Annotated in this window: 30 protein-coding genes; 18 read left to right on the plus strand and 12 right to left on the minus strand. The window is 59.3% G+C overall.

Annotated features, from left to right (window positions below; translation table 11 throughout):
* The first annotated feature begins 32 nt into the window (after positions 1-32).
* From proC to GWQ31_RS19580, 4 genes are read left to right on the plus strand one after another with little or no spacing between them, the layout of a single operon-like run.
* On the plus strand, positions 33-857 hold the full coding sequence (gene proC, locus GWQ31_RS19565; RefSeq protein ID WP_219591317.1) for a pyrroline-5-carboxylate reductase: 825 nt from the start codon (positions 33-35) through the stop codon (positions 855-857).
* Between the two features lie 28 nt (positions 858-885).
* Positions 886-1,437: a YggT family protein gene (locus GWQ31_RS19570; protein WP_265420628.1), complete on the plus strand. Its 552-nt coding sequence runs from the start codon at positions 886-888 to the stop codon at positions 1,435-1,437.
* Complete coding sequence (gene yggU, locus GWQ31_RS19575; protein ID WP_005320479.1) at positions 1,437-1,736, plus strand: DUF167 family protein YggU; 300 nt, start codon at positions 1,437-1,439, stop codon at positions 1,734-1,736. Before GWQ31_RS19570 ends, yggU begins: the two co-directional genes overlap by 1 nt.
* Positions 1,737-1,754: 18 nt before the next feature.
* Positions 1,755-2,174, plus strand: a complete 420-nt coding sequence (locus GWQ31_RS19580; protein ID WP_005320482.1) for a DUF4426 domain-containing protein — start codon at positions 1,755-1,757, stop codon at positions 2,172-2,174.
* A gap of 68 nt (positions 2,175-2,242) precedes the next feature.
* Here the strand turns inward: GWQ31_RS19580 and GWQ31_RS19585 are convergent, their stop codons facing one another.
* Positions 2,243-2,542 carry a hypothetical protein gene (locus GWQ31_RS19585; protein ID WP_011899099.1) on the minus strand — a complete coding sequence of 100 codons (300 nt, stop codon included), beginning with the start codon at positions 2,540-2,542 and terminating at the stop codon, positions 2,243-2,245.
* Between the two features lie 109 nt (positions 2,543-2,651).
* On the minus strand, positions 2,652-4,256 hold the full coding sequence (locus tag GWQ31_RS19590; protein ID WP_058395313.1) for an ABC transporter substrate-binding protein: 1,605 nt from the start codon (positions 4,254-4,256) through the stop codon (positions 2,652-2,654).
* A 181-nt stretch (positions 4,257-4,437) separates the two neighbouring features.
* Between GWQ31_RS19590 and GWQ31_RS19595 the strand changes: the two genes are divergently transcribed.
* Positions 4,438-5,145, plus strand: coding sequence for a ParB-like protein (locus GWQ31_RS19595; RefSeq protein ID WP_265420626.1), 708 nt, complete (start codon positions 4,438-4,440; stop codon positions 5,143-5,145).
* 55 nt (positions 5,146-5,200) lie between these two features.
* Here the strand turns inward: GWQ31_RS19595 and GWQ31_RS19600 are convergent, their stop codons facing one another.
* The gene (locus GWQ31_RS19600) at positions 5,201-5,863 is read right to left on the minus strand and encodes a CatB-related O-acetyltransferase (protein WP_275910066.1); all 663 of its coding nucleotides are present in this window, start codon (positions 5,861-5,863) and stop codon (positions 5,201-5,203) included.
* Between the two features lie 305 nt (positions 5,864-6,168).
* Between GWQ31_RS19600 and GWQ31_RS19605 the strand changes: the two genes are divergently transcribed.
* Positions 6,169-6,597 (plus strand): DUF2753 family protein, encoded by a 429-nt coding sequence (locus tag GWQ31_RS19605; protein WP_005320494.1) that lies wholly within the window; start codon positions 6,169-6,171, stop codon positions 6,595-6,597.
* 3 nt (positions 6,598-6,600) lie between these two features.
* On the opposite strand, the gene GWQ31_RS19610 is transcribed toward GWQ31_RS19605, so the two are convergent.
* Positions 6,601-7,350, minus strand: a complete 750-nt coding sequence (locus GWQ31_RS19610; protein WP_275907609.1) for an enoyl-CoA hydratase-related protein — start codon at positions 7,348-7,350, stop codon at positions 6,601-6,603.
* A gap of 89 nt (positions 7,351-7,439) precedes the next feature.
* Between GWQ31_RS19610 and GWQ31_RS19615 the strand changes: the two genes are divergently transcribed.
* The 3 genes from GWQ31_RS19615 to GWQ31_RS19625 all read left to right on the plus strand — a co-directional run bounded on the left by GWQ31_RS19615 (position 7,440) and on the right by GWQ31_RS19625 (position 9,301).
* A complete protein-coding gene (locus GWQ31_RS19615; RefSeq protein ID WP_021140449.1) occupies positions 7,440-7,880 on the plus strand; it encodes a copper chaperone PCu(A)C in 441 nt (146 codons plus the stop codon).
* 92 nt (positions 7,881-7,972) lie between these two features.
* Positions 7,973-8,602, plus strand: a complete 630-nt coding sequence (locus tag GWQ31_RS19620) for a TIGR04219 family outer membrane beta-barrel protein (RefSeq protein WP_034283590.1) — start codon at positions 7,973-7,975, stop codon at positions 8,600-8,602.
* Positions 8,603-8,623: 21 nt separating this feature from the next.
* Entirely contained in the window at positions 8,624-9,301 is a 678-nt protein-coding gene (locus tag GWQ31_RS19625) for an SDR family oxidoreductase (RefSeq protein ID WP_005320501.1), read from the plus strand.
* A 225-nt stretch (positions 9,302-9,526) separates the two neighbouring features.
* Here the strand turns inward: GWQ31_RS19625 and GWQ31_RS19630 are convergent, their stop codons facing one another.
* Positions 9,527-10,438 (minus strand): LysR family transcriptional regulator, encoded by a 912-nt coding sequence (locus GWQ31_RS19630; RefSeq protein ID WP_059112455.1) that lies wholly within the window; start codon positions 10,436-10,438, stop codon positions 9,527-9,529.
* 217 nt (positions 10,439-10,655) lie between these two features.
* Between GWQ31_RS19630 and aguA the strand changes: the two genes are divergently transcribed.
* Both aguA and GWQ31_RS19640 read left to right on the plus strand, forming a co-directional pair.
* Positions 10,656-11,753 (plus strand): agmatine deiminase, encoded by a 1,098-nt coding sequence (aguA, locus tag GWQ31_RS19635; protein WP_275910067.1) that lies wholly within the window; start codon positions 10,656-10,658, stop codon positions 11,751-11,753.
* Between the two features lie 127 nt (positions 11,754-11,880).
* Complete coding sequence (locus GWQ31_RS19640; protein ID WP_275910068.1) at positions 11,881-13,584, plus strand: amidase; 1,704 nt, start codon at positions 11,881-11,883, stop codon at positions 13,582-13,584.
* Positions 13,585-13,716: 132 nt separating this feature from the next.
* On the opposite strand, the gene GWQ31_RS19645 is transcribed toward GWQ31_RS19640, so the two are convergent.
* Both GWQ31_RS19645 and GWQ31_RS19650 read right to left on the minus strand, forming a co-directional pair.
* Positions 13,717-14,232: a hypothetical protein gene (locus tag GWQ31_RS19645; RefSeq protein WP_081097841.1), complete on the minus strand. Its 516-nt coding sequence runs from the start codon at positions 14,230-14,232 to the stop codon at positions 13,717-13,719.
* On the minus strand, positions 14,225-15,496 hold the full coding sequence (locus GWQ31_RS19650) for an ATP-binding protein (RefSeq protein ID WP_275910069.1): 1,272 nt from the start codon (positions 15,494-15,496) through the stop codon (positions 14,225-14,227). The genes GWQ31_RS19645 and GWQ31_RS19650 overlap by 8 nt, the downstream gene beginning before the upstream one ends.
* A 474-nt stretch (positions 15,497-15,970) precedes the next feature.
* On the opposite strand from GWQ31_RS19650, the gene GWQ31_RS19655 reads away from it, so the two are divergent.
* Positions 15,971-16,732 carry a CphA family subclass B2 metallo-beta-lactamase gene (locus tag GWQ31_RS19655; protein WP_275910070.1) on the plus strand — a complete coding sequence of 254 codons (762 nt, stop codon included), beginning with the start codon at positions 15,971-15,973 and terminating at the stop codon, positions 16,730-16,732.
* Between the two features lie 224 nt (positions 16,733-16,956).
* Positions 16,957-18,228 (plus strand): hypothetical protein, encoded by a 1,272-nt coding sequence (locus GWQ31_RS19660; RefSeq protein WP_275910071.1) that lies wholly within the window; start codon positions 16,957-16,959, stop codon positions 18,226-18,228.
* 85 nt (positions 18,229-18,313) lie between these two features.
* Here the strand turns inward: GWQ31_RS19660 and GWQ31_RS19665 are convergent, their stop codons facing one another.
* On the minus strand, positions 18,314-19,567 hold the full coding sequence (locus tag GWQ31_RS19665) for a DEAD/DEAH box helicase (RefSeq protein ID WP_275910072.1): 1,254 nt from the start codon (positions 19,565-19,567) through the stop codon (positions 18,314-18,316).
* A gap of 179 nt (positions 19,568-19,746) precedes the next feature.
* Entirely contained in the window at positions 19,747-20,616 is an 870-nt protein-coding gene (locus tag GWQ31_RS19670; RefSeq protein ID WP_275910073.1) for a LysR family transcriptional regulator, read from the minus strand.
* Between the two features lie 224 nt (positions 20,617-20,840).
* Here GWQ31_RS19670 and GWQ31_RS19675 point away from each other — a divergent pair, with 224 nt between their 5' ends.
* On the plus strand, positions 20,841-22,073 hold the full coding sequence (locus GWQ31_RS19675; protein WP_275910074.1) for an MFS transporter: 1,233 nt from the start codon (positions 20,841-20,843) through the stop codon (positions 22,071-22,073).
* 19 nt (positions 22,074-22,092) lie between these two features.
* Here GWQ31_RS19675 and GWQ31_RS19680 read toward each other — a convergent pair whose 3' ends face one another.
* On the minus strand, positions 22,093-22,551 hold the full coding sequence (locus GWQ31_RS19680) for a hypothetical protein (protein WP_125608768.1): 459 nt from the start codon (positions 22,549-22,551) through the stop codon (positions 22,093-22,095).
* Between the two features lie 180 nt (positions 22,552-22,731).
* Between GWQ31_RS19680 and GWQ31_RS19685 the strand changes: the two genes are divergently transcribed.
* The gene (locus tag GWQ31_RS19685) at positions 22,732-23,640 is read left to right on the plus strand and encodes an S-adenosyl-l-methionine hydroxide adenosyltransferase family protein (protein WP_275910075.1); all 909 of its coding nucleotides are present in this window, start codon (positions 22,732-22,734) and stop codon (positions 23,638-23,640) included.
* 75 nt (positions 23,641-23,715) lie between these two features.
* Here the strand turns inward: GWQ31_RS19685 and GWQ31_RS19690 are convergent, their stop codons facing one another.
* The gene (locus tag GWQ31_RS19690) at positions 23,716-24,276 is read right to left on the minus strand and encodes a carbonate dehydratase (protein ID WP_005320532.1); all 561 of its coding nucleotides are present in this window, start codon (positions 24,274-24,276) and stop codon (positions 23,716-23,718) included.
* Between the two features lie 236 nt (positions 24,277-24,512).
* On the opposite strand from GWQ31_RS19690, the gene GWQ31_RS19695 reads away from it, so the two are divergent.
* The 3 genes from GWQ31_RS19695 to GWQ31_RS19705 all read left to right on the plus strand — a co-directional run bounded on the left by GWQ31_RS19695 (position 24,513) and on the right by GWQ31_RS19705 (position 26,569).
* Complete coding sequence (locus GWQ31_RS19695; protein WP_058395295.1) at positions 24,513-25,163, plus strand: ribonuclease; 651 nt, start codon at positions 24,513-24,515, stop codon at positions 25,161-25,163.
* A gap of 72 nt (positions 25,164-25,235) precedes the next feature.
* Complete coding sequence (locus GWQ31_RS19700; RefSeq protein WP_275910076.1) at positions 25,236-25,520, plus strand: helix-hairpin-helix domain-containing protein; 285 nt, start codon at positions 25,236-25,238, stop codon at positions 25,518-25,520.
* A gap of 2 nt (positions 25,521-25,522) precedes the next feature.
* Positions 25,523-26,569, plus strand: coding sequence for a nitronate monooxygenase (locus GWQ31_RS19705; protein WP_275910077.1), 1,047 nt, complete (start codon positions 25,523-25,525; stop codon positions 26,567-26,569).
* Positions 26,570-26,749: 180 nt separating this feature from the next.
* Here GWQ31_RS19705 and GWQ31_RS19710 read toward each other — a convergent pair.
* Positions 26,750-26,958, minus strand: a 209-nt coding sequence (locus tag GWQ31_RS19710; protein ID WP_275910078.1) for a hypothetical protein, incomplete at its 5' end; no start/stop codon positions are given.

Raw genomic sequence — 26,958 nt, forward strand, 5'->3', positions numbered from 1 at the left:
GTTTGCAGCCATTTCATCCACAGGAGTGTTTGATGCAGCAGAGAATCCTCGCCTTTATCGGCGCAGGCAATATGAGCCGCAGTATCATTGCCGGCCTTGTCCAGGCGGGTTATCCGGCCGAGCGTATCATCGCCGCCAATCCCAGCCGCCCCAAGCTGGATGCGCTGGCGAGCGACTATGGCATTCGCATCACCCAAAATAATGCCGAGGCGGCCCGCGAGGCCGACGTCATAGTGCTGGCGGTCAAGCCCCAGCTGATGGCGGGCATGCTGAGTGCGCTGGTCGGTGAGCTGGGGTCCCTTGAGGGCAAGCTGCTCATCTCCATCGCGGCCGGTATCAAGGTGGCCCGTCTTGGCGAGATGGCGGGCGGTCACGCTCGCATCATCCGCACCATGCCCAATACCCCTTCTCTATTGGGGTTGGGCATGACGGGTCTCTATGCCCCACCCGGGGTTGAGCAAGCCGACCGCGACTTTGCCGAGCAGATGATGCAGGCCGTGGGCAAGACCCTCTGGACTGCGCAAGAGTCCGGCATCAATGGCGTGATAGCGGCGGCCGGCAGCGCACCTGCCTACTTCTTCCTGTTCATGCAGGCGATTGCCGAAGAAGCGGAGGCCATGGGCTTCAGCCCCGAGCAGGCCCGCTTGCTGGTGCAGCAGACAGCCCTTGGCGCCGCCGCCATGGTGGAGCAGAATCCCGATTTGTCGCTGCAAGCCCTGCGCGAGCAGGTGACCAGCAAGGGGGGTACCACAGCCGAGGCCATCAAGACATTCCAGGAACAGGGGCTGATGCCGCTGACCGCTCACGCCATGCAGGCAGCCGTTGCACGGGCTGCCGAGATGGAAACTCTTTTCTGAACACTCTTCTCTTACTGCTGGAGCTCAGATGAACACCGCTTACTTTCTGATTAACACGATTTTTGATCTCTACCTCATGGTGGTGCTGCTGCGCGTCTGGTTGCAGTGGGCCCGCGCCGACTTCTACAACCCCATGAGCCAGATGGTGGTCAAGGTGACCAATCCGCTGGTGATACCGCTACGCCGGGTCATTCCTGGCTTCGGTGGGGTGGACATGGCCTCGGTGCTGCTGGCGATTATCATTGCCTTCGCCAAACTGGCACTGCTCAAGAGCATGAACGTGCTGCTGGCCGACTGGCTCACCATCAGCTTGTTTGCCGCCCTGACAGTGCTGAAAAAAGCGGGTTCCATGATCTTCTGGGTACTGCTGATCCGCGCCATTCTGAGCTGGGTCAGCCAGGGTCGCAACCCCATCGAACACGTGATGCACCAGCTGACCGAGCCCTTCCTGGCCCCTATCCGCCGCATCCTGCCGGCACTGGGCGGGCTGGATCTTTCCGTGCTGGTCGCCTTTATCGGACTGCAGGCCATCAACTATCTGCTGGGTGATCTGTTCGGCCAGCTGTGGTGGATGATTTGATGCCAGCCGTCCTGCGGGAAGGGGATGAGCTGATATTGCATCTGATGATCCAGCCCAAGGCGAGCCGGGATCAGATCGTCGGATTGCACGGAGACGAGTTGAAAGTGGCCATCACGGCGCCGCCGGTGGATGGCCAGGCCAACAGCCACTTGATCAAGTACCTGGCCAAGCAGTTCAAGGTGGCCAAGGGACAGGTTCGCATAGTGCGCGGGGAGCTGGGACGGCACAAGACGGTTGCCATCGAGTCGCCCAGGCAGATCCCCGCCGAGATCCATGCCCTGCTGGAGACTCAGGGATAACACGAGAAGGATGACACCATGAAAACAGCCTGGATAAGCTGCCTGCTGGCACTGCTGATGACGTTACCGCTGCGGGCGGAACAAATGAAGGAGCTAGGGCCCTGGCAGGTGCACTACAGCGCCTTCAACTCCAGCTTCCTTACTCCGGACGTGGCCAAGGCCTACGGTCTGGAGCGCAGTCGCTACAACGGCATCATCAATATCGCTGTGCAGAACAAGCAAGGGGTGGCACAGGCGGTGGGGATCACGGGCGAGGCCAAGAACCTCACCGGCACCCTGCGCACCCTGACCTTCCAGGAGGTCAAGGAGGGGGACGCCATCTACTATCTGGCTGTGCTGCCCTATCGCAACCAGGATACCTACCAGTTCACCTTGAAGATCATGGGGGAGGGGCAGCAACAGACGCTCACCTTCCAGCAGACCTTCTACGTCGACTGAGGCAAGTGTCTCGTTCGATAAATGAAAAAGCCCCGAACTCAGGTTCGGGGCTTTTTCATTTGGCTGATTCAGCTGGCGGGCGTGAAGTCGTGGATCTCCCCCGGTCTCGGGTTGAAGCGTGGATCCTGATCCTGGTGATGCGTCGCCCACTCCATGGCCTGACAGAAGCTCTCCTGCTTGGCAAATTCGTCGCGCATCTGATCGATGGCCCGCTCGGCCAGGCGTCGCTTCATCTTGCTGGCATTGCGATCGCTGAATTGCTGGTGCTGGGTCAGCATCCAGTCCGTGAACGCCTGACGGCATTGTGACTCGCTTGCAGCGTGGGCAGGCAGTGTGACCAGCAGGGGGATCATCAATAAGAAACGCATAACAAACCGGATAAGAGAGTGAGGGTTGATGGAAAGGGCGGCATTTTATGCCTAAAACGTGAGCATGAACAGCCCTGAATAGGGGCCAGTCAGGCTGGCCCCCGCATGATCAGTGCTTGATGAGGTAGAGCTGGCGGCTATAGGCCACGTCTTCCGGGTTGTTGATGGGATACCCCTTGAGCCAGGGTTTGATCAGCCGTGCATTGGTGTACTGATAGATGGGGGCGATCGGCGCCTCATCTTGCAAGATGGACTCGGCTTCGTCGAACAGGCGGGCTCGCTCACCGGGATCCCGGCTCTTGGCTGCTTGAGTCAGGATCTCGTCATAGCGTGCGTTGGCGAAGCGTGCCATGTTGCCACTGTGCCGGGAGCCCCACAGGCCGAGGAAGGCGGAAGGATCGTTGTAATCGGCCACCCAGGAGGAACGGATCACCTCGAACTGACCGCTCTGGCGGCTGTCGAGATAGGTTTTCCACTCCTGATTGGTGAGCTCGACTTGCGCCCCCAGTTTCTGCTTCCACAGGTTGGCGATGGCCAGCGCCATTTTCTTGTGGATTTCGGCGGTGTTGTAAAGCAGGGTCAGCTTGAGCGGCTTGGCCGGGCCATAGCCCGCCTCTTGCAGCAATGCTCTGGCCCTGGCATCGAGATCTTGCTGGCTGGTGCTGGAGAGCAGGTTGGCCTTGGGTTCAAAATCGGCCGTCACATCCGGCGTGAAGCGATAAGCCGGTTTCTCGCCAGTGCCCAGTACCTTGGCGGCAATGAGGCCGCGGTCGATGGTGTAGGAGAGCGCCTTGCGCACCCGCACATCGTTCAGCGGTGGCAGCTGGGTATTGAAGGCGTAGTAGTAGGTGCCGAGTTGATCCGGGGTATGGACCTCACCCGGGATCTGCTGCATCAGCTTGTGATACTGCTCCTTGGGGAAGGATTCCGTGATGTGCAGATCCCCTGCCAGGTAGCGATTGGTGGCAGCGGTTTCCTGGTTGATGGGGACGAAGGTGACCTTGGTCAGCACTGTATGAGCCCTGTCCCAGTAATGGGGATTGGGGGCCAACTCCAGCTTCTCGTTCACCACCCGTTGGCTCAGCACGAAGGCGCCGTTGCCGACCAGCTTGCCCGGCTGGGTCCACTGGTTGCCGTACTGTTCCATGCTTGCCTGATGCAGGGGTGACAGGCTGGGGTGGGTCAGCAGGCTCAGAAAATAGGGCACAGGCTGGGAGAGGGTCACCTGCAGCGTGTGCTCGTCGAGGGCTTTTACCCCGAGCGCCTCGGGCGGCAGCTTGCCAGCCACTATCTCGTCCACCTTGGTGAAGTGAGCCAGCTGGGCAAACCAGGCGAAGGTGGCGGCCTCCTTTGGATCAACCAGCTTGCGCCAGCCGTAGACGAAGTCGGCAGCCTTGACCTTGTCACCGTTGGACCAGCGTGCATCCGGTCGCAAATGGAAGGTAAACTGCTGATTGTCCTTGTTGTCCCACCGCGTCGCGACGCCGGGCAGCACCTTGCCATCCGGCCCCTGGGTCAGCAGCCCCTCGTAGAGGTCTCGCAATACCTGCAGTTCGGGCAGGCCGACCAGCTTGAGCGGGCTCAGGCTTGCCGGTTCGTCTTTCAGGTGACGCACGACGGCCTGTTCGGCGGCGAGTTGGGTGCCGGGCGGAACATCGGCGGCCTGGACACAGGCACAACCCAGCAGGGCCAGCAAGGGACTCCATCCTTTCATGGTTAATCCTTCAAATAGTGTGAAGCGGGGAGAAAACTCGGCGAGAAATGATCGCCGGCAGACGGGAAATCATGATATCCCCTTTGCTGGTCAGACCGCCAGTGTGAGTCCCTGGAATTCAGGGACGGTATGGAACCTAACTTGACCCGCTGATCTGCGGTCAGGGGAAGAGGAGTGAAGGATGAGAGCATGGATCCTGCTGGCCTTGGCCATCAGTCAGGGCGCCTGGGCGCTGGCGCCTTGTGAGCGCGAGACGCAGGTCGGCAGCTGGTGCGAGGTGAACATAGATCAGTTGCATCCGACCCAGGGCGGTGTTGGCCAGATCCAGGTCGACAACACGCAAGCAAAGCTGCTGGGGAAAAGTGCCAAGCAGCTTGATAAAGTGATGAAAAAGAAAGAGATCCCCATCGTCATAGCACCGGATGGCGGCTACTGGCTGGTGGACAGGCATCACCTCACCAAGGCGCTGTGGCAACTGGGGGTGAAGCAGGCCAGGGTCAAGGTGATAGCGCGGCTGCAGGACAAGTCCAGCTTCTGGAGCCAGATGCAGGGTAATCACTGGGCCTGGCTCAAGGATGAGAAGGGCGCCCCTCTGACACCGGAGCAGTTGCCTGCCCATATTGGCGACTTGCCCGATTACCCCTACCGGACTGTGGCGGGCATGCTGCAGGATGCGGGTTATTTCGAGAAGCGGGATCAGGTCTATTTTGTCGAGTTTGCCTGGACCAGCTGGCTCGGCCAGCAGCTGAACTGGCTACCGGTCGATGGCGCCAGCTTGATGGAACGTCTCAATCAGGCCAAACGGTTGGCGTGCAGCAGCAAGGCCAGTGATCTGCCCGGTTATCCCGGCAAGCAGTGTCGGGTCAACCAGTCACGCAGCGGCAGCTGAATCAGGGGAACAGCAGGTCGAGTAAGGGGCGCCCGGGCGCCCCTTACTCGTGTTTTTACTCCTGTTCGGCTGAGCGCCAGCGAGCGGCGGCCTGTTCCAGCAGCGCCACCTCTCCTTGCTGGATCAGCGGCAGCAGGGCTTGCACCTGCTCATCCGGCCAGTCCCACCAGGCCAGCGTTTGCAGCCGTGTTGTTTCTTGCACAGCAAAGCGCTGGCGGATCACCCTGGCGGGCGTACCCGCCACCATGCAGTAAGGTGGCACGTCCTGTGTCACCAGGCTGCGGGCGGCGATAATGGCGCCATCCCCGATAGTGACCCCCGGCATTATCATGGCGTCCATCCCGATCCAGACATCGTTGCCGATACGGGTATCGCCGGCGGGGCGGTAGCTGCGCTTGAGGGCATCCAGATCGGCAAACGGATAGGTGCTGATAAACGCCGGGTTGTGGGTGTGGTTGCCTCCCATGATGATCTTCACGCCCGCGGCGATTTGCACATAGTCTCCGATATGGAGCCTGTCTATGTGCCAGAGCGGCTCCCAGCCGGTGTCGGGTGATCGGCTCCAGTTGTCACCGTGCAGATAGCGCACGGCCTCCTCTTCAAAAGGACCGTCCCAGGCCCCCGAGTAGTAGCTGTGCTGCCCCTTGAGGCTGATGTTGGGATTGGTCACCGTCAGATGCAGGTACTCGACCTGCGACCAGTGTTGGCAGTGCTTCATGGCTATGTTCCTCGTTCAATGGATAAAGGGATAAATGGCGCGAGGAGCGCAGCTAATAGATCCAGACCAGCAGGCGGGGCACGCACAGTGTCGAGCAGCCGAGCGCCTGGGGTAAACGGGGTCGCAACATGAAAAGGGGATCCTGACAGTGGAGGCCAGATGATGGGACCGGATGGTAAGACATGAGAAGGGCGATGCCAACCGGTTGAACGCCTTGCTGGTCAAATCCTGCACAAAAGGTCAGGTTGATATTCATTCTCAACTGGGCATGATAAGGATCCCACCCATAGACTCGGGAGATCAGCATGACCCATCATATCTGGCAGCGTTACATGCTGGAGGCGGAAAACGCACTGGGCGCGGGGGCGCTGGGTGCGGCTATTTGCCTCTATCAGCAAGCCCTTGCCGAAGTGTACGAACTGGCCAGCGATGATCTGGATGAGCTGGCCAGCATGCGGGTGGCCACCTGCCATCGACTGGCGGATTTCTGGCGCGCCATGGAAGAGCCAGCCTATGAGCTGCGCTACCTCAAGCTTGCCTCCGAGCTGGTGACGGCGCTGGTGCCCCAGTGCCCGAACCGGGAGTGCGAGTCCCTTGTCAGCGAGCTGGGTTGCTGCCAGGCGGCGCTCATCTCCTTCCTCAAGCGCCACCCCAATCCCGAGATCGCCCGACTGATCCAGCTGCAGGACAAGGTACAGGGCTGCGAGCTGATAGGTCGTTTTCGTCTCAACTGAGGATCAGGCCCTGGGTTTGAGCCTTTGCGCTATCCTGTGTTGCGCCTCTTCCCCCTGCAAGGCGAGGGAGAAGGCGCGCGCCTCCAGATCGATGACGAAGTGCACCGCCTGTTTCAGCTCCTGTTTGAGCAGTGCCTTGCTCTTTTGCAGCGCCTTGGGCGGCTTGGCCGCCAGCTTCAATCCCTGATCCCGAGCCAGTGCCAGCAGCTCGTCGGCGGCAACTACCCGGTTGGCCAGACCCAGGCGCAGTGCTTCATCAGCATCGATGGCCTCGGCCAGCAGCAAGAGTTCCGCCGCCTTCAGATGACCCACGGCGCGGGGCAGCAGCAGGCTGGAGGCAAACTCCGGCACCACCCCCAGTTCGACGAACGGCAGTTGCAGCCGGGCATTATCCCCCAGATAGACAAGATCGCAGTGCAGCAGCAAGGTGGTGCCGATCCCGACGGCAGGGCCACCGACGGCGGCGATGACGGGCTTGGGAAAATCCGCCAGTGTGTGCAGGAACTGCAGTATGGGGTCATCGGCATCCAGACTCGATTTGCCCATGAAGTCCGCCAGATCGTTGCCGGCGGTGAAACAATTGCTTTGTCCCTGTATCAGCAACACGTGTACGGCGTCATCTTGTGTCGCTTGCCGCAGTGCCTGAGTGAGCGCACGATACATGTCGGTATTGAGGGCATTGCGCTTGTCGGGGCGATTGAAGGTCAGGGTGAGCAAGCCATCCTGCTGCTCGGCAACGATAATGGGGTCCATGTCTAAATCCTTGTTATCACAGGCTGCCAAAAGATTACTGCTGCGGTAAGCTTCACGGCGTTTAACAACATCATAAAAGGATTTCAACCATGTTTAAACGTGCGTTTTACTCCCTGCTGGCGCTCGGTCTGGCCGCACCGGCCCTGGCCAAGGTCGAAGCCGTCGATGGTTATGTGCGCCTGTTGCCTCCGGGATCCCCCAATACCGCGGCTTTTCTGGTGCTGAAAAATGACGCCGACAAGCCGGTGAAGCTGGTGGCCGCGGCCTCGCCCGAGGTGGGGCGCGCCGAGCTGCACACCCATCTGCATGAGAATGGCGTCATGAGGATGCGCCAGGTCGAGAGCATAGCGATCCCGGCCAAGGGGGAAGTGGCACTGAAACCCGGCAGCTTTCATGTGATGTTGTTCGAGGTGCGCGAGTTGTCACAAGGCACTCCTTTCCCGCTGACCCTGACCATGGATGATGGCCAGACGCTGGAATTGAACCTGCCAGTGAAGCCGATTGAACCCATGGCAGGGATGCAGCACTGACATTAATGGACGCTTGTTCAGCTTTTTGCACTGTGTATTCCCGCCACACTGGGTAAAATGATGGCCTTTCCAGTCCATAAGAGAGTGAAATGATGAAGAAGACCTTGATTGCCGGTTGTGTGCTGGCCCTGTTCAGCCAGGCTGCCATGGCCGCTGATGACTGGCGTATCGCTGCCGGTGCCGATGTATGGAACGCTCAGGGCAGCGGCCAGATTGACGGTATCGGGGCCAACGGCAGCTATGACGAGAACTACAACTGGAGCGGCTACCTGCAACTGGAGCACGGTATCATTCTGCTGCCCAACGCCAAGTTCGAGATCTCCGATTTCGGTACCAGCGGTGGTGCCCTCAACAACGATCTGATGGCCTACGACCTGAGCCTCTACTATCGCCTGTTCAACAACGACCTGTTCCAGATCGATCTGGGCCTGACCGGTCGTCGTTACGATGGCGATTTCAACACCCAGCACTACTCCTATGACAAGGATGTGCTGATGGCTTACACCGGTGCCGAAGTGCGCATTCCGGGTACCGGCTTTGCGGCCTTTGGCGATGCCCGTGTGCAGGATGCCGACAACTATGACTACCGTCTGGGTGGCTCCTACAAGTTTGCTGCCGTACCTCTCAAGGTCCGTGCCGGCTGGCGTGATGCGAGCATTGACTTCGATCGCGTTGATCAGCGTGTAGATGGCTGGTTCATCGGCGGCGAATTCACATTCTGATCTGACTGACAGGAGCTGATAATGGGTCACATCATAGTGACGGGGGCCGGGTCCGGTCTGGGCCGAGCCCTGACCATAGGACTGGTTGAACGGGGCCATCAAGTCTCCATGATGGGGCGTCGTTATCAGCGACTGCAGCAGCAGGAACTACTGCTCGGGAGTGCCGTGATCGGCATAGTCGCCGATCTGGCGCACCACGAAGACGTGGATGTGGCGTTTGCCGCTGCCGTGGAGTGGGGTGGTCTGCCGGAGCTGGTGCTGCACTGTGCCGGCACCGGCGAGTTCGGCCCGGTTGGTGTCTACACCGCCGAGCAGATCCGCCGGGTGATGGAGAGCAATCTGGTCTCCACCATACTGGTGGCCCAGCAGACGGTACGTCTCATCGGCGAGAGGGGCGGCGTGCTGGCCAATGTGCTCTCCTCCGCTGCTCAGGTAGGCAAGGCCAACGAGAGTCTCTACTGTGCTTCCAAGTGGGGCATGCGCGGCTTTCTGGAGTCCTTGCGTGCCGAGCTCAAGGATTCTCCATTGCGACTGGTGAACCTCTATCCGAGCGGGATCCGCAGCGAATTCTGGGACAACACGGATCACGTCGACCCGAGCGGTTTCATGACACCGGAAGATGCGGCCGCCTACATGCTGGATGCGCTGGAAGCCAGAAGCAGCTGTCATGTGACAGACCTCTTTATCGGTCGCAACTAGGCCCCGTCGTCAGCCAGTACGCCACTGCTGTGATGCACTTCAAGGCCCGCTGCCCACCTCTGGGCAGCGGGCCTTATCACAAGCGCCCAGATGGCGCATCGAGTTGCCTCACGTCAAACACGGGCTGCTTCTCCTCGAATGCCTTGCTTCCCACTGCCTGCCAGGCGCCCGTTCAACTCCTTCCCGCTACGCCAATCTCCCCAACATCATTTGCACGCCTGCTGTTTATGGCTGGCTCACCAGTTCCTTCATCAAGTCTTTCAGCCATATCAGTGCGGGTTGCTGCGCATGCACCGGGTGCCAGACGCAGTTGAGGTGGTAATCCGGTACATCCGCAGGCAGGGGCAGGCTTTTCAGCGGCCAGTGGTTGGCGAGCAGTTCGGCCACCATGCTGGGCAGCACCAGCAGGTGGTCGCTCTGGCTGACAATGGTCGCTGCCGACATATAGCTCTGGCTGTTGACCGAGATGGTGCGGCTGTGGCCCAGGGTGCTGAGGTAGCGATCCAGACTCGCCTCCGAGGTGCCCAGCGGCGAGTGGAACACATGGGGCATCTCGATAAGTTGCTGCAAGGTGATCCGCTCCTCCTCCAGCTCCAGGGTGGCGCGCACCAGACCGGCCAGGGGCTCGGTGAGCCAGGTCTCCTTGCCCAGATACCTCGGCACCTGCATGTATTCGTCAAACCCCAGCACCAGATCGATCTCGCCGCTCGCCAGCTCGGCTTCCGGCAGGGTGTCGCGCAGTATGCGGATCTCTATGGTGACGCCGGGTGCCAGCTTCTTGAGGCGCTGCATAAGCGGCGGGATCAGCACGCACTCCACATAGTCAGTGGTGCAGAGCACGAAGCGCCGTTTGGACTGGCTCGGTTCGAACACCTCCTCGTCGCTCAGTTGCTGCTCCAGCAGCCGCAGCGCCTGCTGTACCCCCAGATGCAGTCGCTGGGCGCGGGGGGTGGGCAGCATGCCTTGCGGGGTTCGGACAAGCAGCGGGTCGCCAAAGAAGGTGCGCAGCCGGCCGAGGGCGTGGCTCATGGCAGGCTGGCTGATAAACAGCGCTTCGGCGGCGCGGGTGACGCTGCCCTGTGTCATCAGGGCGTCAAAGGCGAGCAGCAGATTGAGGTCGAGCTGGTGCAGTTTCATGGAGGGATTATTTGCCTTGTTTATGGGACAATCAATCCTATTCATTTGATGGATGTGAGCGCAACTTCTTACACTGCGGCCACACTCATTTTTTCCCGGGTGCGCCAGGCGGTTGCGCAGCCGATGACCAACTGGTGGGCCGTCCGGCACGCTGCCGGGGCGAGCGACCGCCCGTTTCCCCTCTTACCGGCCCTGTGAGGCCCGCAAGGATATTGCGATGAGCATCAAGACTATTGATTCCACCCCTGCTGCTGACGGTTTCACCATGCCCGCCGAGTGGGCGCACCAGCAGGCCGTCTGGATGATCTGGCCGTTTCGCCCGGACAACTGGCGTGAGGCCGGTCGCTTCGCGCAAGCCACCTTCGCCAAGGTGGCGGATGCCATAGGGCAGGCCACCCCTGTCTTTATGGGGGTACCGGCCCAGTTTATGGAGCAGGCCCGCGGCATCATGCCCGCTCACGTGACCCTGGTCGAAATGGCCAGCGATGACTGCTGGGCCCGCGACACTGGCCCGACAGTGGTCACCAACGCCGCTGGCGAGTGCCGTGGTGTGGATTGGGGCTTCAACGCCTGGGGCGGCCACAAGGGCGGGCTCTACTATCCCTGGGATCAGGATGAAAAAGTGGCGGCCCAGATGCTGGAACAGCACGGCATGGATCGCTACGACGCGCCGCTCATTCTGGAAGGGGGCTCCATCCACGTCGATGGCGAAGGCACTTGCATGACCACAGCCGAGTGCCTGCTCAACGAAAACCGCAACCCGCACCTGACCAAGGATCAGATCGAAGCGCACTTGCGTGACTATCTGGGCGTGAAGAGCTTTATCTGGCTGAACGAAGGCGTCTACATGGACGAAACCGACGGCCACATCGATAACGTCTGCTGCTTCGTGCGCCCGGGGGAAGTGGCCCTGCACTGGACTGACGATCAGAACGATCCCCAGTACGCCCGCTCCCTGGCCGCCCTCAAGGTGCTGGAAGCGGCGGTCGATGCCAAGGGCCGCAAGCTGAAAGTGTGGAAGCTGCCCCAGCCGGGCCCGCTGTTCTGTACTGAAGAGGAGTCCGCCGGTGTCGAGAGCGGTACCGGTGTGCCGCGCGAGGCCGAAGGTCGTCTGGCCGGCTCCTATGTGAACTTCCTTATCACCAACGATCGCATCGTCTACCCGCTGCTGGATGCCGCCACCGATGGCGAAGCCCAGCGCATTCTGGAAGAGATTTTCCCGCAGCATAAAGTGGTCGGCGTACCGGCTCGGGAGATCCTGCTGGGCGGTGGCAATATCCACTGCATTACCCAGCAGATCCCTTCTGGTCAGTAAGCTGGCCGAAGAGTGTAGACATTCAAAACCCCACGCCGTGGGGTTTTATCGCTTGCTTGCGTGATGGTCGAAGACGCTGATGCGGCGATCATCATTACAAACAGTCACCCTTTTACAGGAGATCCAAATGATCGAAGTGACAGAGGTTTCCATTGCCGAGCTGCGCGGTGCGCTCGAATCAGGCCGCACCACAGCGGTCGAACTGGTCAAGGCCTATCTGGCCCGGATCAAAGCCTACAATGGCCCCGAGACTGACACCAAACTCAATGCCGTGGTGGTGCACAACCCCGACGCGCTGAAAGAGGCGCAAGATTCTGATGCCCGCCGCGCCCGTGGTGAAACCCTGAGTCCGCTGGACGGCATCCCCTACACCGCCAAAGACAGCTATCTAGTCAAGGGGCTGACTGCCGCCTCCGGCAGCCCGGCCTTCAAGGATCTGGTGGCCCAGCGCGATGCCTTTACCGTTGAGCGCCTGCGGGCCGCCGGTGCCATCTGCCTTGGCAAAACCAATATGCCGCCGATGGCCAATGGCGGCATGCAGCGCGGCGTCTATGGCCGTGCCGAGAGCCCCTATAACGCCGACTACCTGACAGCGCCGTTTGCTTCCGGCTCCTCCAACGGTGCCGGTACCGGCACAGCCGCCAGCTTCTCCGCCTTCGGTCTGGCGGAAGAGACCTGGTCGAGCGGCCGTGGCCCTGCCTCCAACAACGGTTTGTGTGCCTATACCCCGTCCCGTGGCGTGATTTCGGTGCGTGGCAACTGGCCGCTGACCCCGACCATGGACGTGGTAGTGCCCTACGCCCGCACCATGGCGGATCTGCTGGAAGTGCTCGACGTAGTGGTGGCCGACGATGCCGAGACCCGTGGCGATCTGTGGCGCATGCAGCCCTGGGTCAAGATCCCCAAGGCCTCCGACGTGCGTCCGGCCTCCTACCTTGAGCTGGCCGCCAAGCCTGATGCCCTCAAGGGCAAGCGCCTCGGCGTGCCACGCATGTTTATCAACAAGGATGAACTGGCCGGCACCAGCGAAAACCCCGGCATAGGCGGCCCGACCGGCCAGCGTATCCATACCCGTCCGTCGGTGATTGCCTTGTGGGAACAGGCCCGTCAGGCGCTGGAAGCCGCAGGCGCCGAAGTCATCGAAGTGGACTTCCCGCTGGTCTCCAACTGCGAAGGGGACAGACCCGGCGCGCCGACCGTGTTCAACCGCGGCATAGTTTCACCGGAGTTTCTCAACGACGAGCTGTGGGAGCTCTCCGGCTGGGCATTCGACGACTTCCTGCGCGCCAACGGCGATCCCAAGCTGAACAAGCTTGAAGACGTCGATGGCCCCAAGATCTTCCCCCACGATCCGGGCACCTTGCCGAATCGCGAAGGGGATCTGGCGGCGGGCATGGACGAGTACGTCAAGATGGCCAAGCGCGGCCTCAAGCGCTTTGACGAGATTGCCTCCGTGCCGGACGGCCTGCGCGGCCTGGAGCAGACCCGCAAGCTGGATCTGGAAGACTGGATGGACGGGCTCAAGCTCGACGCCGTGCTTTTCCCCACAGTTGCCGACGTCGGCCCGGCTGACGCGGATGTGAATCCGGCCTCCGCCGATATCGCCTGGAGCAACGGCATCTGGGTTGCCAACGGCAACCTCGCCATTCGCCATCTCGGTGTGCCGACCGTCACAGTCCCCATGGGCGTCATGGCAGATATCGGTATGCCGGTGGGCCTGACCTTCGCCGGTCGCGCTTATGACGACAATAACCTGCTGCGCATCGCCTCGGCCTTCGAGTCCACCGGCAGCAAGCGCAAGGTGCCGCCGCGCACGCCGCCGTTGGCTTAGGTTTAATCTCCCAGAGCTGACCGTTAATTGTGAAATAACCCACACCTGTTAGATAGGTGAGGGTTATTTTTATATATAGAGTTATCTAACTGCGGTTTGAAAATTAATTAGGGTGGGTAGTGTATAAAGCCCTTATCTATTTGCTCTTCTTCTTGGTACCATAGGAGGAGTCTGTGGGGCATGAGCTTTTAACCCTTGGTCTCCAGTTAAAAGCTCTACTTGATATCCTGACTCTGCATAAAAGTCGGCAACATTTTTAATTGTTGCATCACCTATTCCAATTCCTTGAGCTGCCAACATAGGCCAAATAACAGACAAGGCTTTCATTGCATCTTTAGACCACAATGTATCTTGTTCGTTAAATGCAGCCCACGGTGAAATACTCTCAGCGGTCAATGCTATATATTCTGCAAAAGAAGTTGCCAAAGCAAATCTATTCCCCGCCGAGAGCGCTATATGGTTCCCCATTTCTATTATTGATGCGAGAGGTAGAACAAAAGTAGTATTTAATAGCTTTTCTTGATTTACAATATTAGTAATTCTTTGATTGTCCCACTTGTCATGTGCTGGTCCACAAGTAGCCTTTCCTGGCACATTAAACCAACAGCATAGTACACATGTATCAAAAATGATGACTTTCTTACTCATGATCATCACCCTTGCTTACCATTGAAAACTGTTGATTTAATGCACTCTCAATAGAGCCTTTACTCGTAAGCGTCCCAACAGGTCCTGAGGCAAGCATTTTAGGAAGCATATTTATATCTTCCAGCAAAGTTAACATACTAGAACCAGTTGATGGGTCTCTATGGCTTACAGTAATGAATGGAGTATACTTATGCCCCAATCTATCTAAAAATGCAGGGTTGTGTGTTGTCACCAACACATCGACTTTCCTCTGCCCCCCTATTTCAGACAGAACTTTTACAAGCAAGTCAGCTCTTGATGGGTGCAATCCATTATCAATTTCTTCAATTACTAATAAACTACCTGTGGGCCTAGTTAGTAAGGCTGTAAGAATTGCAAGAAAGCGTAATGTTCCATCAGACATACTTCTTGCATCAATGATTTGTTCATCATCATCGAGCCATCCTTCTTTGCAATACAGCATTGCAGAGCTTTTAAATCTATCTACAGTTTCTGAAAAAACTTCAACAATCTCTCTTTCTGGAAGACTTTTAATATAGTTTGAGAGCTTTCTCTCAAGCTCCTTTTTCTCATCATCAGAAAATGCTGAAATAACACCTGCAATATTCGATGCATCACTGCTTAATACTTCTGAAAGGGGAGAGAAACCTCTCATATGAGATGGGATTGGGTCTAGCATGAAGATTTGTCCCAAATTTTCATGCATAGCATTCAGAGCTTTGGATATTTCGTTTCTTAATATGTTTGCTGTGGATTGAATATAGAGTTGCCCTAAAATACTCTGTGCTCTTGAGCATGGGCGAGGTGTGCCTTGTTTTTCATTGTATGTTCTGGCTGTAATATATGGTGAATCTTGTTCACAAGGATCTGTTCTATATATGTATATGCTATAAGGATTGTTTTTGTTGTCTTTTGATCTGTATTTTAGCCTTTGTAGGCTTTCACTTTTTACTTGTAATGTGCCATTGTGAGTCTCTACTTCTATGAAATAAACATAGTCAATATTTTCATTGTCATCAGCTACTGTGGCAGATAAAGAAAAGGAACTCGTATTATTGCGGCAGACCCATTGAATCCCACCTCTCATCTGCTCCATTATTACTGAAAAGGGCGTGCCAAGAGTAGCTTTATTCAAAAAACTAAAGGCATCTAACGCATTTGATTTTCCGCTGGCATTACTACCAATTAGTATGGTGAGCGGATCAATGAAAAGCTGTGAATTCGCGAAGCTTTTCCAGTTGTTCAAGCCAATAGATCTAATCATAAAGTCCTCAAGAGCTTGCTCATTTGTTACATGATTTATGCGCGATGGCATTAAAATTTCTCTGACCAATATACTCTGGGCGCTCGTATTATTCCATGGCTCATATCGTATGTAGGGCTTCAGAAGCCCAAGGCAGTAGGTTCGAATAGCGAAGCGTATTCGGACGATCGCGAAAGGTGGCCGAGAAGCCGCTGGTATCCAGAGTTTTCTGTCGGTCTTGCCGTGACTCGGTGCGCGGCGGTATGCGGACGATTACGCTGCGCTAATCGTCCCTACGTGGTTTGGGGCTGGCCTGCTATATCGTGTCTTGCGGGATTGGTGACGACACCCCCTCCGACGTCCCCCTGACTTCACCTTCTCTTCACAGAGGCGCATTTTCCCCTCACAAATCCCCCGTATCTTCTGCCCACTGCGTAAAGGGCCCGGCTTGCCACAGGGGTGGCGAGGGGGCGCTTGTATCGAGGGAGCAAGATGATGAAAAGTTGGATGAAGTGTGGATTGGCCGGGGCCGTGGTGCTGGTGGCGAGTTTCTGGGGCGGCAGCGTGCATGCGGCGGCGATCTCCCTCACTCAGGTGAGCGGCCCCGTCTATGTCGTAGAGGACAACTACTACGTCAAAGAGAACTCCATGGTCTATTTCGGGGCCAAGGGAGTGACGGTAGTGGGGGCGACCTGGACGCCGGATACCGCCCGCGAGCTGCACAAGCTGATCAAACGGGTCAGCAACAAGCCTGTGCTGGAGGTGATCAACACCAACTACCACACGGACAGGGCAGGGGGTAACGCCTACTGGAAGTCCATCGGTGCCAAGGTGGTATCGACCCGCCAGACCCGGGATCTGATGAAGAGCGATTGGGCCGAGATTGTCGCCTTTACCCGCAAGGGGCTGCCGGAGTACCCGGACTTGCCGCTGGTGCTGCCGAACGTGGTGCACGACGGCGACTTTACCCTGCAAGAGGGCAAGGTGCGCGCCTTCTACGCGGGCCCGGCCCACACGCCGGACGGCATCTTTGTCTACTTCCCCGACGAGCAGGTGCTCTATGGCAACTGCATCCTCAAGGAGAAGCTGGGCAACCTGAGCTTTGCCAATGTGAAGGAGTATCCGCAGACCATCGAGCGGCTCAAGGCGATGAAGCTGCCCATCAAGATTGTGGTCGGCGGTCATGACTTGCCACTGCACGGCCCCGAGCTTATCGATCACTACCAGGCGCTGATCAAGGCCGCCCCGCAGGCATAAAGAGCCAGGGCGCAGAGATCACAAGAAGCGGCGCACCCTTGAAGGGTGCCAGCCAGAGAAAACGCCCGAACGGGCGTTTTCCTGTTTCTAGCGAACCGGATTTTCTGTGGCTGATTTCCGAGTCTTGCCGACCGGCAGCTGACCCCCGGCATTAAGGCTGTTCAAGCCGGGTGCGCTTTCATAAGATGGATTTCTCTCTGGCCAGCCATTAACAAGCAATTGATATGCAACATAAATCCCTCGAGCGCCTCAAGCAGGCCTTTGTCACCGGCATGTGGGCGTCACTCGCCAGCATCATCATTGGCTTCGCCTTCAAGGTGTGGCTGGCGCAGTGGGTGGCCAAGGGAGACCTGGCGCTGTTCAACAGCGTGGTGGATCTCATCTCCCTGTCGCTCATCCTGATGACAGGTTTTCGCTCCTCCATGGTGGTGAGCTACTCCCAGACCAAAAACGACAGAGACATCATCAATATCTTCCGCTACTTCCTCATCGGCATTGTGCTGCTCACCTGGGGGATAGTGATCCCCTATATCAAGCACGGGCTCCATATCCGGGTGGAGTACCTGCAACTGGTGGGGGTCATCTTCGGGCTGGGGCTCAAGGTCTACTTCACCAATCTGGTGGCCATGTACCGCATGTATGACATTTCCAACAAGGTCACCTGGCTGGAGCCGCTCGCCAACGCCCTGATGTTTATGGCCTGCTACTTCGGGCTGGGGATGGATGCACTCTCGTCGCTCTTCTACGGGCTGACGCTATCGTCGCTGGGCATTGCCCTCTATATGTATATTTATCGCCGCCGGGACATCGCCACCCGGCCGCTGGCCAAAGTCGAACTCGGCCCCGAGATGCGCAGCTATGTGAAGAAGAGCTTTACCGCGTCCCTCGAGGCGGGGGCCAGTATCCTGATGATCTACATCACAGTGCTGCTCACCATACGCCACTTCAGCATCGACGAGCTGGGGGATTTCCAGGTGGTGGTGCGCCCCATCTTCACCTATATGACGCTGCTGTTTGTCTTCCCCATCTACCGCTTCGTGCTGCCGGAGCTGGCGGTCAATCTGCGCAACGGCGATCACCGCCAGATAAGGCTTATTCGCCGCTGGATCTTCAGTCTCTCCGCCATCGTCAGCCTGGTGTTCTTTGTGCTGATGCTGCTGGCGGGCAAGCCGCTGGTGTTGCTGCTGTTCCCGGCCGAATACGGGGGCGCCGTGCCCGTGCTGTTCCATTTCTCCATCTTCTTCATCTTCATGATGCTCAACGGCTATCAGCTCGCCTATATCAAGGCCCATGGTCACTTTACCCAGAGCCTGCTGATCCGGCTGGCGGGCATAGTCGCGCTGGTGGCGGCCTACTATCTGGTGGCCCGCTTCACCACCAATGTGGTGGCCATTATCGTGGCACTCGGTCTCGGTTATATGGCGATGTTTATTCTCTCCACCCTGGCGGAGCGGCAGATCTTGAAATCCCTGCCATTGGTGCTGGCGACCCGCTAGCTGCCCAGTCGTAGGGTTGCGAGCAGGCATGACATAACAAAAAACGCCCATGCGGGCGTTTTTTTATTGGTGGCGCAGGAGCGGCTTAACGCTTGCCCTTGCCACTCTTGTTACCGCCGCCGAGGGCTTGTTTTCTGGCTCTCTGTTTCTGGGCGGCCTTGCCGTTGCGGCGCGGCTCGGGTTCGAAGCGGGTGAGGTCTGGCTCAAAGCCCGGGAACCACTGCTGGGGCAATCGGGTGTCGAGTACCGCTTCCACCTTCTCCAAGAGCGGCGCATCTTCCGGGCTGAACAATGTGATGGCCAGCCCCTTGTTGCCGGCGCGGCCGGTGCGACCGATACGGTGGACGTAATCTTCGGCCACAAACGGGAATTCGAGGTTGATCACGTAGTTGAGATCCAAGATATCGAGGCCGCGGGCCGCCACGTCGGTGGCGACCAGGGCTTGCAGGGTGCCGGCGCGAAACGCCAGCAGCACTTTTTCCCGCGCGCTTTGCGACAGATCGCCGTGGAAGGCCAGCACATTGATACCCGCCTTGCCGAGCTGCTGGGCCAGTTTGTCGGCCCCCTGCCGGGTGCGGCTGAAGATCAGCACCGGTGCCCAGCCCTTCACCTTGATCAGGTGTTCCACCAACGCCAGCTTGCGCTCGCCATCCACCGCATAGACCCGCTGCTCCACCTCGGCCGCCGTTGTGTTGCGCGGCGCCACTTCGATCAACTCCGGGTCGCGCAGCAGCACACGGCTCAAGGCAAACAGGTTGTCATCACAGGTGGCCGAAAACAGCAGGGTTTGGCGATCCGCAGGTATTTGTTTGAGCAGTGCCTTGATCTCGTCCATAAAGCCCATGTCGAGCATGCGGTCCGCCTCGTCAAACACCAGATGGCTGAGGTGCTCAAGGCTCAAGGCCCCCTGACGCAGATGGTCGAGCAGCCGACCCGGGGTGGCGATCAGCAGATCCACCCCGGCTTGAAGCGCCTCCACTTGGGCGGCTATGCTGACCCCGCCGTAGACCAGGGCGCTGGTGAGACCTGTACCTTGCCCGTAGCGCACCACGCTATCAAAGACCTGCACCGCCAGCTCGCGGGTCGGCACCAGCACCAGCGCGCGGATCGGGCGGGCGGTGTCGCTCGCCGGGTGTTGCATCAGTTGCTCCAACAGCGGCAGCACGAAGGCAGCGGTCTTGCCGGTGCCGGTCTGGGCCCCCGCCATCAGATCCCGCCCCGCCAGAATGGTGGGGATGGCGCGAGCCTGAATGGGGGTGGGCGCGGCATAGCCGAGCTCGCTCAGGGTCTGCTGCAGACGGGGGGAGAGGGCCAGTTCGGCAAAGGATGCAATGGACATAGGGGCACCAGTATGGGGTTATCGCGGCCAGGGCCACGATGGAAACAATCGTAGTGGCCGGCATGTTAACAGAAGCGGGGGCATGGGCAGAAGGCGAGGAGGGGACTGGCCTCTATCCCTCGCCATATCCCCTGCTCGGGCTCGGGAGCTGCGCCATGGCGAGCAACGCCCTGTGCTGGTTAGCGGCAGTGAAACACCTCTTCCAGCGCATCTACCACGGCGCGCACCCGGCTGGCCTTCTGCAGGTCGGGGTGGAGCACCAGCCAGATATCGACCGGATCGCTGAGGGCGGGCAGCACCCGTACCAGCTCGGTCTCTTTGTCTGCCAGAAAGGTGGAGAGCAGCGCTATCCCCAGCCCCTGACGGGCCGCCGCCAACAACAGCAGCTGGGCATTGCACTGCAGCACCACATTCGGCTCGTGCAGCTGCTCCCCGCACAGGCTGTGCCAGTGGCGGGAGACCAGCTCTTTGGCAAACAGCAGCAGGGCATGCTGGCTCAGGCCGAGGCCGCACTTGGGCGTGCCGTGTCTGGCCAGATAGTCGTGAGAGGCGTAGAGCCCCATCTCTATGGTGGTGAGGCGCTTGATCACCAGCTCGTCGTTGTCGGGGCGCAGGCCCCGAATGGCGAGATCGGCTTCGAGACAGGCGATATCACTGACGTTGACCGCCGTCTGCAGGCTGAGACGAATGCCGGGATGGCGCTCGCGCAGCAGGGTGAGGGCTGGCAGCACGAAGGCCTGTGCCAGGGTATCGGTGGTGGCGATGCGTACCTCGCCGCACAGGCTCTGATCTCCGGCGCTTGCCTTGCGCTCTATGGCCTGGATGGCCTGCTCCATGGCGCTGGCATCAGCCAGCATGGTTTCGCCGAGCGGGCTCAGGTCATAGAGTTTTGGTGTGCGGATAAAGAGTTTGGAGCCCAGATTCTGCTCCAGTGCCGTGATGCGTCGCCCGACGGTAGCCTGATCGACACCCAGCACTCCGGCCGCGCCGCGCAGTGTGCCCTGTCTTGCCAATGCCAGAAAAAAACGCGCGTCATCCCAGTTGATCATCGAGCCTCCCACTCAAGTTCCCCCCGCTGGGGCGAGCCCATTAGAAGCCAGCACAGGCGGGATCACAAGCCAAGTGTGCCCTGGTGTGCGTGCAAATAGATGCCGAACGCATGCATTATTGAAGCCGCATGATGCATTTGTGCTGCTGTCGGCGGCGTTCTGCGGGCGCTATCATGGCCGCCTCTCACCAGCGGGGTTTGGCCCCGCGCCCATCGGAGCCGTGCATGTCATCACCCTTGTCTACCCCCGGGCCCTGCCAGTCGGGCGCTGCCCATGGCGCCATTCTGCTGTTTCTGCCGCTGGCCCTGATGTCGGCGCTGCTTAACAGCAGTGTGCCTACGCCGCTCTATCCCCACTATCAGCAGATGCTGGCGTTGAGCGATGTGAGCCTCACCCTGATTTATGGTGGCTATGCGGCCGGCGTGCTGATCTCGCTGTTCGGAGTGGGCAATCTGGCGGGCCGGGTGACGGACCTGCGTGCCATGATATTGCCAGCGCTGCTGGCGGTGTTGGGGGGAGCCCTGCTCTTCTCCCTGGCCGATTCGTTCTGGTCGCTGCTGCTGGCGCGGGTCTTGGCCGGCATTGGCACGGGGGCACTGACCGGCGCCGCCAATGTGGCCTTGCTGCGCTTCGGTCCCCGGGATGGCGGCAAGCGGGCGGCGCTCAGTGCGACCCTCTCTTTCACCGCCGGGCTGGCGCTTGGCCCGGTATTCAGCGGCTTGGCGCTGCAACTGGACTTCTATCCGACTCAACTGCCCTTCCTGCTCATCATGGGGCTGGCGACCTGCGCCATGGTCGGCGTTGTGCTGAGCTGGCCCGCCAGCGCACGAGCGCAGCCGCCAGTGGCATCGGGGCAAGGCAAGGGCTCCTTGGGAGAGGGGCTCAAAATCACGGGGGCTGCGTTTTTCCTCTGCGCCGTGGCTCTGTTTACCGCCTGGGCGGTGGCGGCCAGTCTGCTGGCAATCGGTCCCAAGGTGGCGAGCCAGTTGCTGGGGATGCAGGATCTCGGCCTGTTCGGCTATCTCATCGCAGCCTATCTGGTGTTCTCCGGCCTGTGCCAGCTATGGGCTCGCCGCCTCGATGCCCGCCACACACTGCAGAGCGGCTGCCTTGCCCTGGCGCTCAGCGTGCTGCTATTTACCGGCGCCGTTCACTATCAGTCGTTGTGGCTGGCAGGGTTCGGGCTGCTGGTGTCCGGTTATGCCCAGGGCGCCGCCTTTGTCGGCAGCGCGACTTTGGTCAATCGCATTGCCCCCGGCGCCAGCCACGCCCGGCTGGTGTCGCTCTTCTATGTGATCGCCTATGTGGCCAACTGGGTGCCTGTGCTGCTGGGCTGGGTGAGCGACAGCGTCGGCCTGCTGGCAGCGGTGGATGTGCTTGCCGTCGGCAGCATTCTGATCAGCCTTGGGCTGGCCTGGGTTGTGTCGCGAACCCGCTTCGAGCGAGCCGCGGCCTGAGCCATTTATCCGCCAGCACTTACTCCGCTACGACTACCCGTTTGGCATCCAGGTGGTGCATCCATTCGCGCAGGATCAACAATACGGCGGCAAAGTGCCGCCCCTTGGGCAAGTGGGCCGCCGCCAGCGGGTCCCCTTCCACCATGGCGGCAAACTGGCCGAACAGCTGCTCTATGCTCTCCCGACTCAGCTCATGGCTGCCGAACTCGCCCGCCAGCGGGACCGGGCTGTGCAGCGTCACCAGCTCGTGGGCCGGAATGCGGGCCGCCAGCGGCATGAGCGCATCCTCCACCACCATGATGGCCCGTTCCAGTTCGTGCGCCGTCGGCGGATCCTGGCGAAACGGCCCCGGTGTCATGGCGTCGAGACCAAATGCCAGCTTGTAGGTGATGGTGATGCCGTCGGCCTGGGTGATCAGCACCTTGCTGATCTGTTCACCCAGATTCAACGCCAGGGTGGGGGCTTGGGGTCTGGTCATGTTGCTTCCTCTGTGATCCCGTCACGGCAAAGCCTATCCATACACCCGCCAGCATGCACTGGCGAGTGCTTTTCTGTTCCCCCCATACAGGTGAAACGGCTTGCAATGCTGATGATAGGTGGCATTCTGGATGTCTAAATGGCTGTTCTTGTTCATCTATCACGATTCAGGAGTTCTGATATGGATATTCGCACCGCTCCCCGGGCCCTTGCGCTCGCCCTCCTGCTGGCCAGCGGCATCGCCGCCGCCAACGAGGCCCTGGTGATCCAGACTGATTTTGGCCTCAAAGATGGCGCAGTGTCAGCCATGAAGGGGGTTGCCTTCGGGGTAGACCGCACTCTGCCGCTCTATGATCTGACCCACGAGATACCGGCTTACAACATCTGGGAAGGGGCTTACCGCCTCTATCAGACCCTGCAGTATTGGCCCAAGGGCACTGTGTTTGTCAGCGTGGTAGATCCCGGTGTAGGCACAGATCGCCACTCTGTGGTGCTCAAGACCAGGAGCGGCCACTACATAGTCACCCCGGATAACGGCACTTTGACCCTGGTGGCCGAGCACTTCGGCATAGACGCTGTGCGTCAGATCGATGAGAAAACCAACCGCCTCAAGGGATCCGAGAAGTCTTACACCTTCCACGGCCGCGATGTTTACGCCTATACAGGCGCACGGCTCGCCTCCGGTGCCATCAGCTATGAGCAGGTGGGCCCGCTGCTGCCCGCCGACGTGGTGAAGATCCCTTACCAGCCGGCTGTGGCCGAGAAAGATGGCACCCTCAAGGGCACAATCCCGATCCTGGATGTGCAGTACGGCAACGTCTGGACCAATATCGACGAGACACTGCTGACCCTGGTGGGGGTCAACAAGGGGGACAAGGCCTGTATCAAGATCAGTGAAGGGGATGTGGTCAGGTATGACGGCAAGGCCCCTTATGTCAGCAGCTTCGGCGACGTGCCGGAAGGCCAGCCGCTGGTCTACCTCAACAGCCTGTTGCAGGTCTCGGTCGCCCTCAACATGGACAGCTTCGCCGCCAAACATCAGGTGCAGTCGGGCGCCAACTGGCATATCAGTTTGAAAAAGTGTTCATGATCCGGATTGAATAGCAGAGATAGAAATAGCAACGGGCGCTTCGGCGCCCGTTTTGTTGTCTGGCAATCAGGCAGATCAGAACTCGTTTGAGAGCGCCTTGTAACCTTTGACCAGGTCTATGTTGGTGTGAGCCACATCTTCGGAAAACTCGGTGGCATCCACAGTGACTCTGGGGATCTCGGCCAGATCGCTCTGCTGGTTGATGCGGGTGGTGGAGGGCACATAGAAGCCGGGGGGCAGATCGCAGCCATCCACCACAGAGTTGTGGCGCACCACTGAACCTTCACCAATATGGCAGTTGAACAGCACGCTGTTGAAGCCGATGAAGACCCGGTTACCAACTTCGCAGGGCCCGTGCACTATGCTGCGGTGGGCGATGGAGGTGTACTCGCCTATGGTGACGGCAGCGCCGGACTTGGAGTGGATCACCACCCCGTCCTGAATGTTGGAGTTGGCGCCGATGACGATGGGCTCCATGTCGCCATTGGCATCCACCTCGTCGGCGCGGATCACCACATAGGGGCCGACAAACACGTTTTCCTTGATGATCACCTTGCCACAGATGATGGCTGTCTTGTCGATATAGGCGGACTCGTCGATGACCGGCAGGTGGCCGGATGGATTCTTGCGGATCATGTTGCATCCTGTTGAAGATGAAATCGGGATGGGGAAAGGGCGAGGCATGAGGGCCTGCCGGTGGGTCAGCTTACGCCTGTGGAACGGGAGGGGGAACCCTTTACTGGTCTGACCCCCAGGGGCGCGCTGTCATCTTGCCGGGGTGTTCCCTCTTCTCAAAATATGGGAGCATGACGTCTGCCGACGGGGCTGCGCTGCCGCATTGGCACTCTTTTGATATAACGCTGGAACCCAAGATGAAAAAGATTGTTGTGCTGCTCGGCACTCTGCTGCTCTCCCCCTTGTACTCTTCTGCCGTACAGGCCAAGGGGCAAGCGGGCGAGTTTGACTATTACGCCCTGGCGCTCTCCTGGTCGCCGGAGCATTGCGCCATCAAACCGGCCGATCGGGATCAATGCTCCCGCCAGCTGGGCTTCGTGTTGCACGGCCTCTGGCCCCAGTACCAGCGCGGCTACCCGAGCAGCTGTTCCCGCGAGCGGCTGGATCCTGACATGGAGCAGCAGTTTGCCGGGCTCTACCCCAGCCGCTTTCTCTATCGCCATGAGTGGGAGAAACACGGTACCTGCTCAGGCCTCAGCCAGCGCCAGTATCATCAGCTGGCCAGCGACCTGCGTCAGAAGGTGAAGATCCCGGCCGCGTATCAGTCCCCTGCCGAGCCCCTGCGCAAAAGCCGCTTCCAGCTCAAGGCGGATCTGGCCAGTGCCAACGACTGGCTGGCGCCAGACAACATCACGGTTGCCTGTGCCGACGGCGGTCGCTTCCTGCGGGAGGTCTACATCTGCATCAACAAGGAGGGGACGGATGCCGTCACCTGTTCCGACGAGATGCAAAAGCGTGAACTGCGCTCCTGCGGTCAGCCGGACTTCCTGCTGCGCAGCGTGCGCTGATCACTCTCTATCTTCATCGGGCCCTTTGCGGGCCTGATGTTCAAATACCGCCATAGGAAAGGAGTCTGGGCAATGACCGACATGAAACAGTTCTCGGCACAGGAACGAAGCTTGCTGCTAGGGGTGAAAGGGGTGGGTCCCACCGTCATAGGGCGGCTCGAACAGCTGGGTTACCACACACTGAGCGAGCTGGCCGAGGCGGATACAGCCCATATAGTCCAGCTGGTGGCCAGCATGCTGGGGTCGACCTGTTGGCAGAACAGCCCGCAGGCCCGCGGCGCCATCGATGGCGCCATAGCGCTGGCGCGCAGCCAAGTTGCAGCCGACGCCGTTTCGGACTGTGAGCAGGGAACATAGCCATGAGCCTGTTCGCCGAACTGGGGATGCGTTATCCCCTCATTCAGGCCCCCATGGCGGGAGTGCAAAACAGTGCGCTGGCGCTGGCCGTCACCGGCGCGGGTTGTCTGGGCTCCTTGCCGGCGGCCATGCTCAGTCCGACTGACCTGCGAAGTGAGCTTGCTCGGCTTGCCGCCAGCGGTCTGGGGCCATTTAACATCAACTTCTTCTGTCATCAGCAAGGGGATCCAGATCCGCAGCAGGTTGCACGCTGGCAACAGGCGCTGGCGCCTTTTTATGCCGAGTTCGGTGTGAATATCGATGCTGTATCGAGTGGGCCAGGTCGTGCCCCGTTCAACGCCGAGCATGCCGCCATCCTGACCGAGTTCAACCCCGCCGTAGTCAGCTTTCATTTCGGCCTGCCCGAACCGGGCCTGCTGGCTCGGGTGAAAGCCACGGGAGCAAAAGTGTTTGCCAGTGCAACCACGGTAGCAGAAGCGAAGTGGCTGGCCCGCCATGGCGCCGATGCCATCATAGCGCAGGGACTGGAGGCAGGCGGCCATCGCGGCCATTTCCTCAATGAGGATCTCGCCTGGCAGCAAGGTACCTTTACCTTGCTGCCACAAATAGTCGCGGCGGTAGAACTGCCGGTCATCGCTGCCGGTGGCATAGTCGATGGCAAAGGTATCAGGGCCGCCCTGGCGTTAGGCGCCAGCGCCGTCCAGATGGGAACTGCCTTCCTCTGCTGTCATGAGGCGACGACCTCTGCCCTGCATCGCACCGCGATTCATTCTGCCCAGAGCCAGCACACTGCCCTGACCAAGGTGTTCAGCGGCCGCCCGGCGCGAGGGATAGTCAACCGGCTGATGCGGGAGCTGGGCTCGCTCTCGGATCTGGCACCTGACTTCCCCCATGCCAGCAGTGCGCTGGCTCCGTTGCGTGCGGCGGCTGAAAAGGTGGGTGATAGTGGCTTCTCGCCATTGTGGGCGGGGCAGAATGTATCGGGTTGCCGTGACCTCCCGGCCGCCGAGTTGATCGCCGCATGGGTGAAAGAAGCGGGCCTGGCGTGATCGCTTCTTTATATAGGTAGATGAGCGGGAGGGGCGGCATGCAAGGAGTGGCACTTCCAATGGCTAAATGTGGGGCACTCATGATGCCAATAGTGCCGTTTTACGGCATTTCTGTGGATAAGTTTGTACAAAAGCTGTGGTTGGTTATGAATAACTAAAAAAGTGCCGATTTTTGCAGTTTTATTGCATTGCGACCCTTGCCAACGCGATCAATCTCTCTATAATGCGCCACATCGACAGGGCAAGCGGCAACGCAAACAAGCCAGTCGGTGCCTCGAAAAGCCTTTGAAAATAAGGCTTGACTCGAGAAGGCGGTTGAGTAGAATTCCACTCCCGCAGCAACACACTGTTGCGTCGCTCTTTAACAATTTGAATCAAGCAATCTGTGT

Origin of the sequence: Aeromonas sp. 2MA4, assembly GCF_029237305.1 — a bacterium.
In the GTDB taxonomy this organism is placed as follows: domain Bacteria; phylum Pseudomonadota; class Gammaproteobacteria; order Enterobacterales; family Aeromonadaceae; genus Aeromonas; species Aeromonas salmonicida.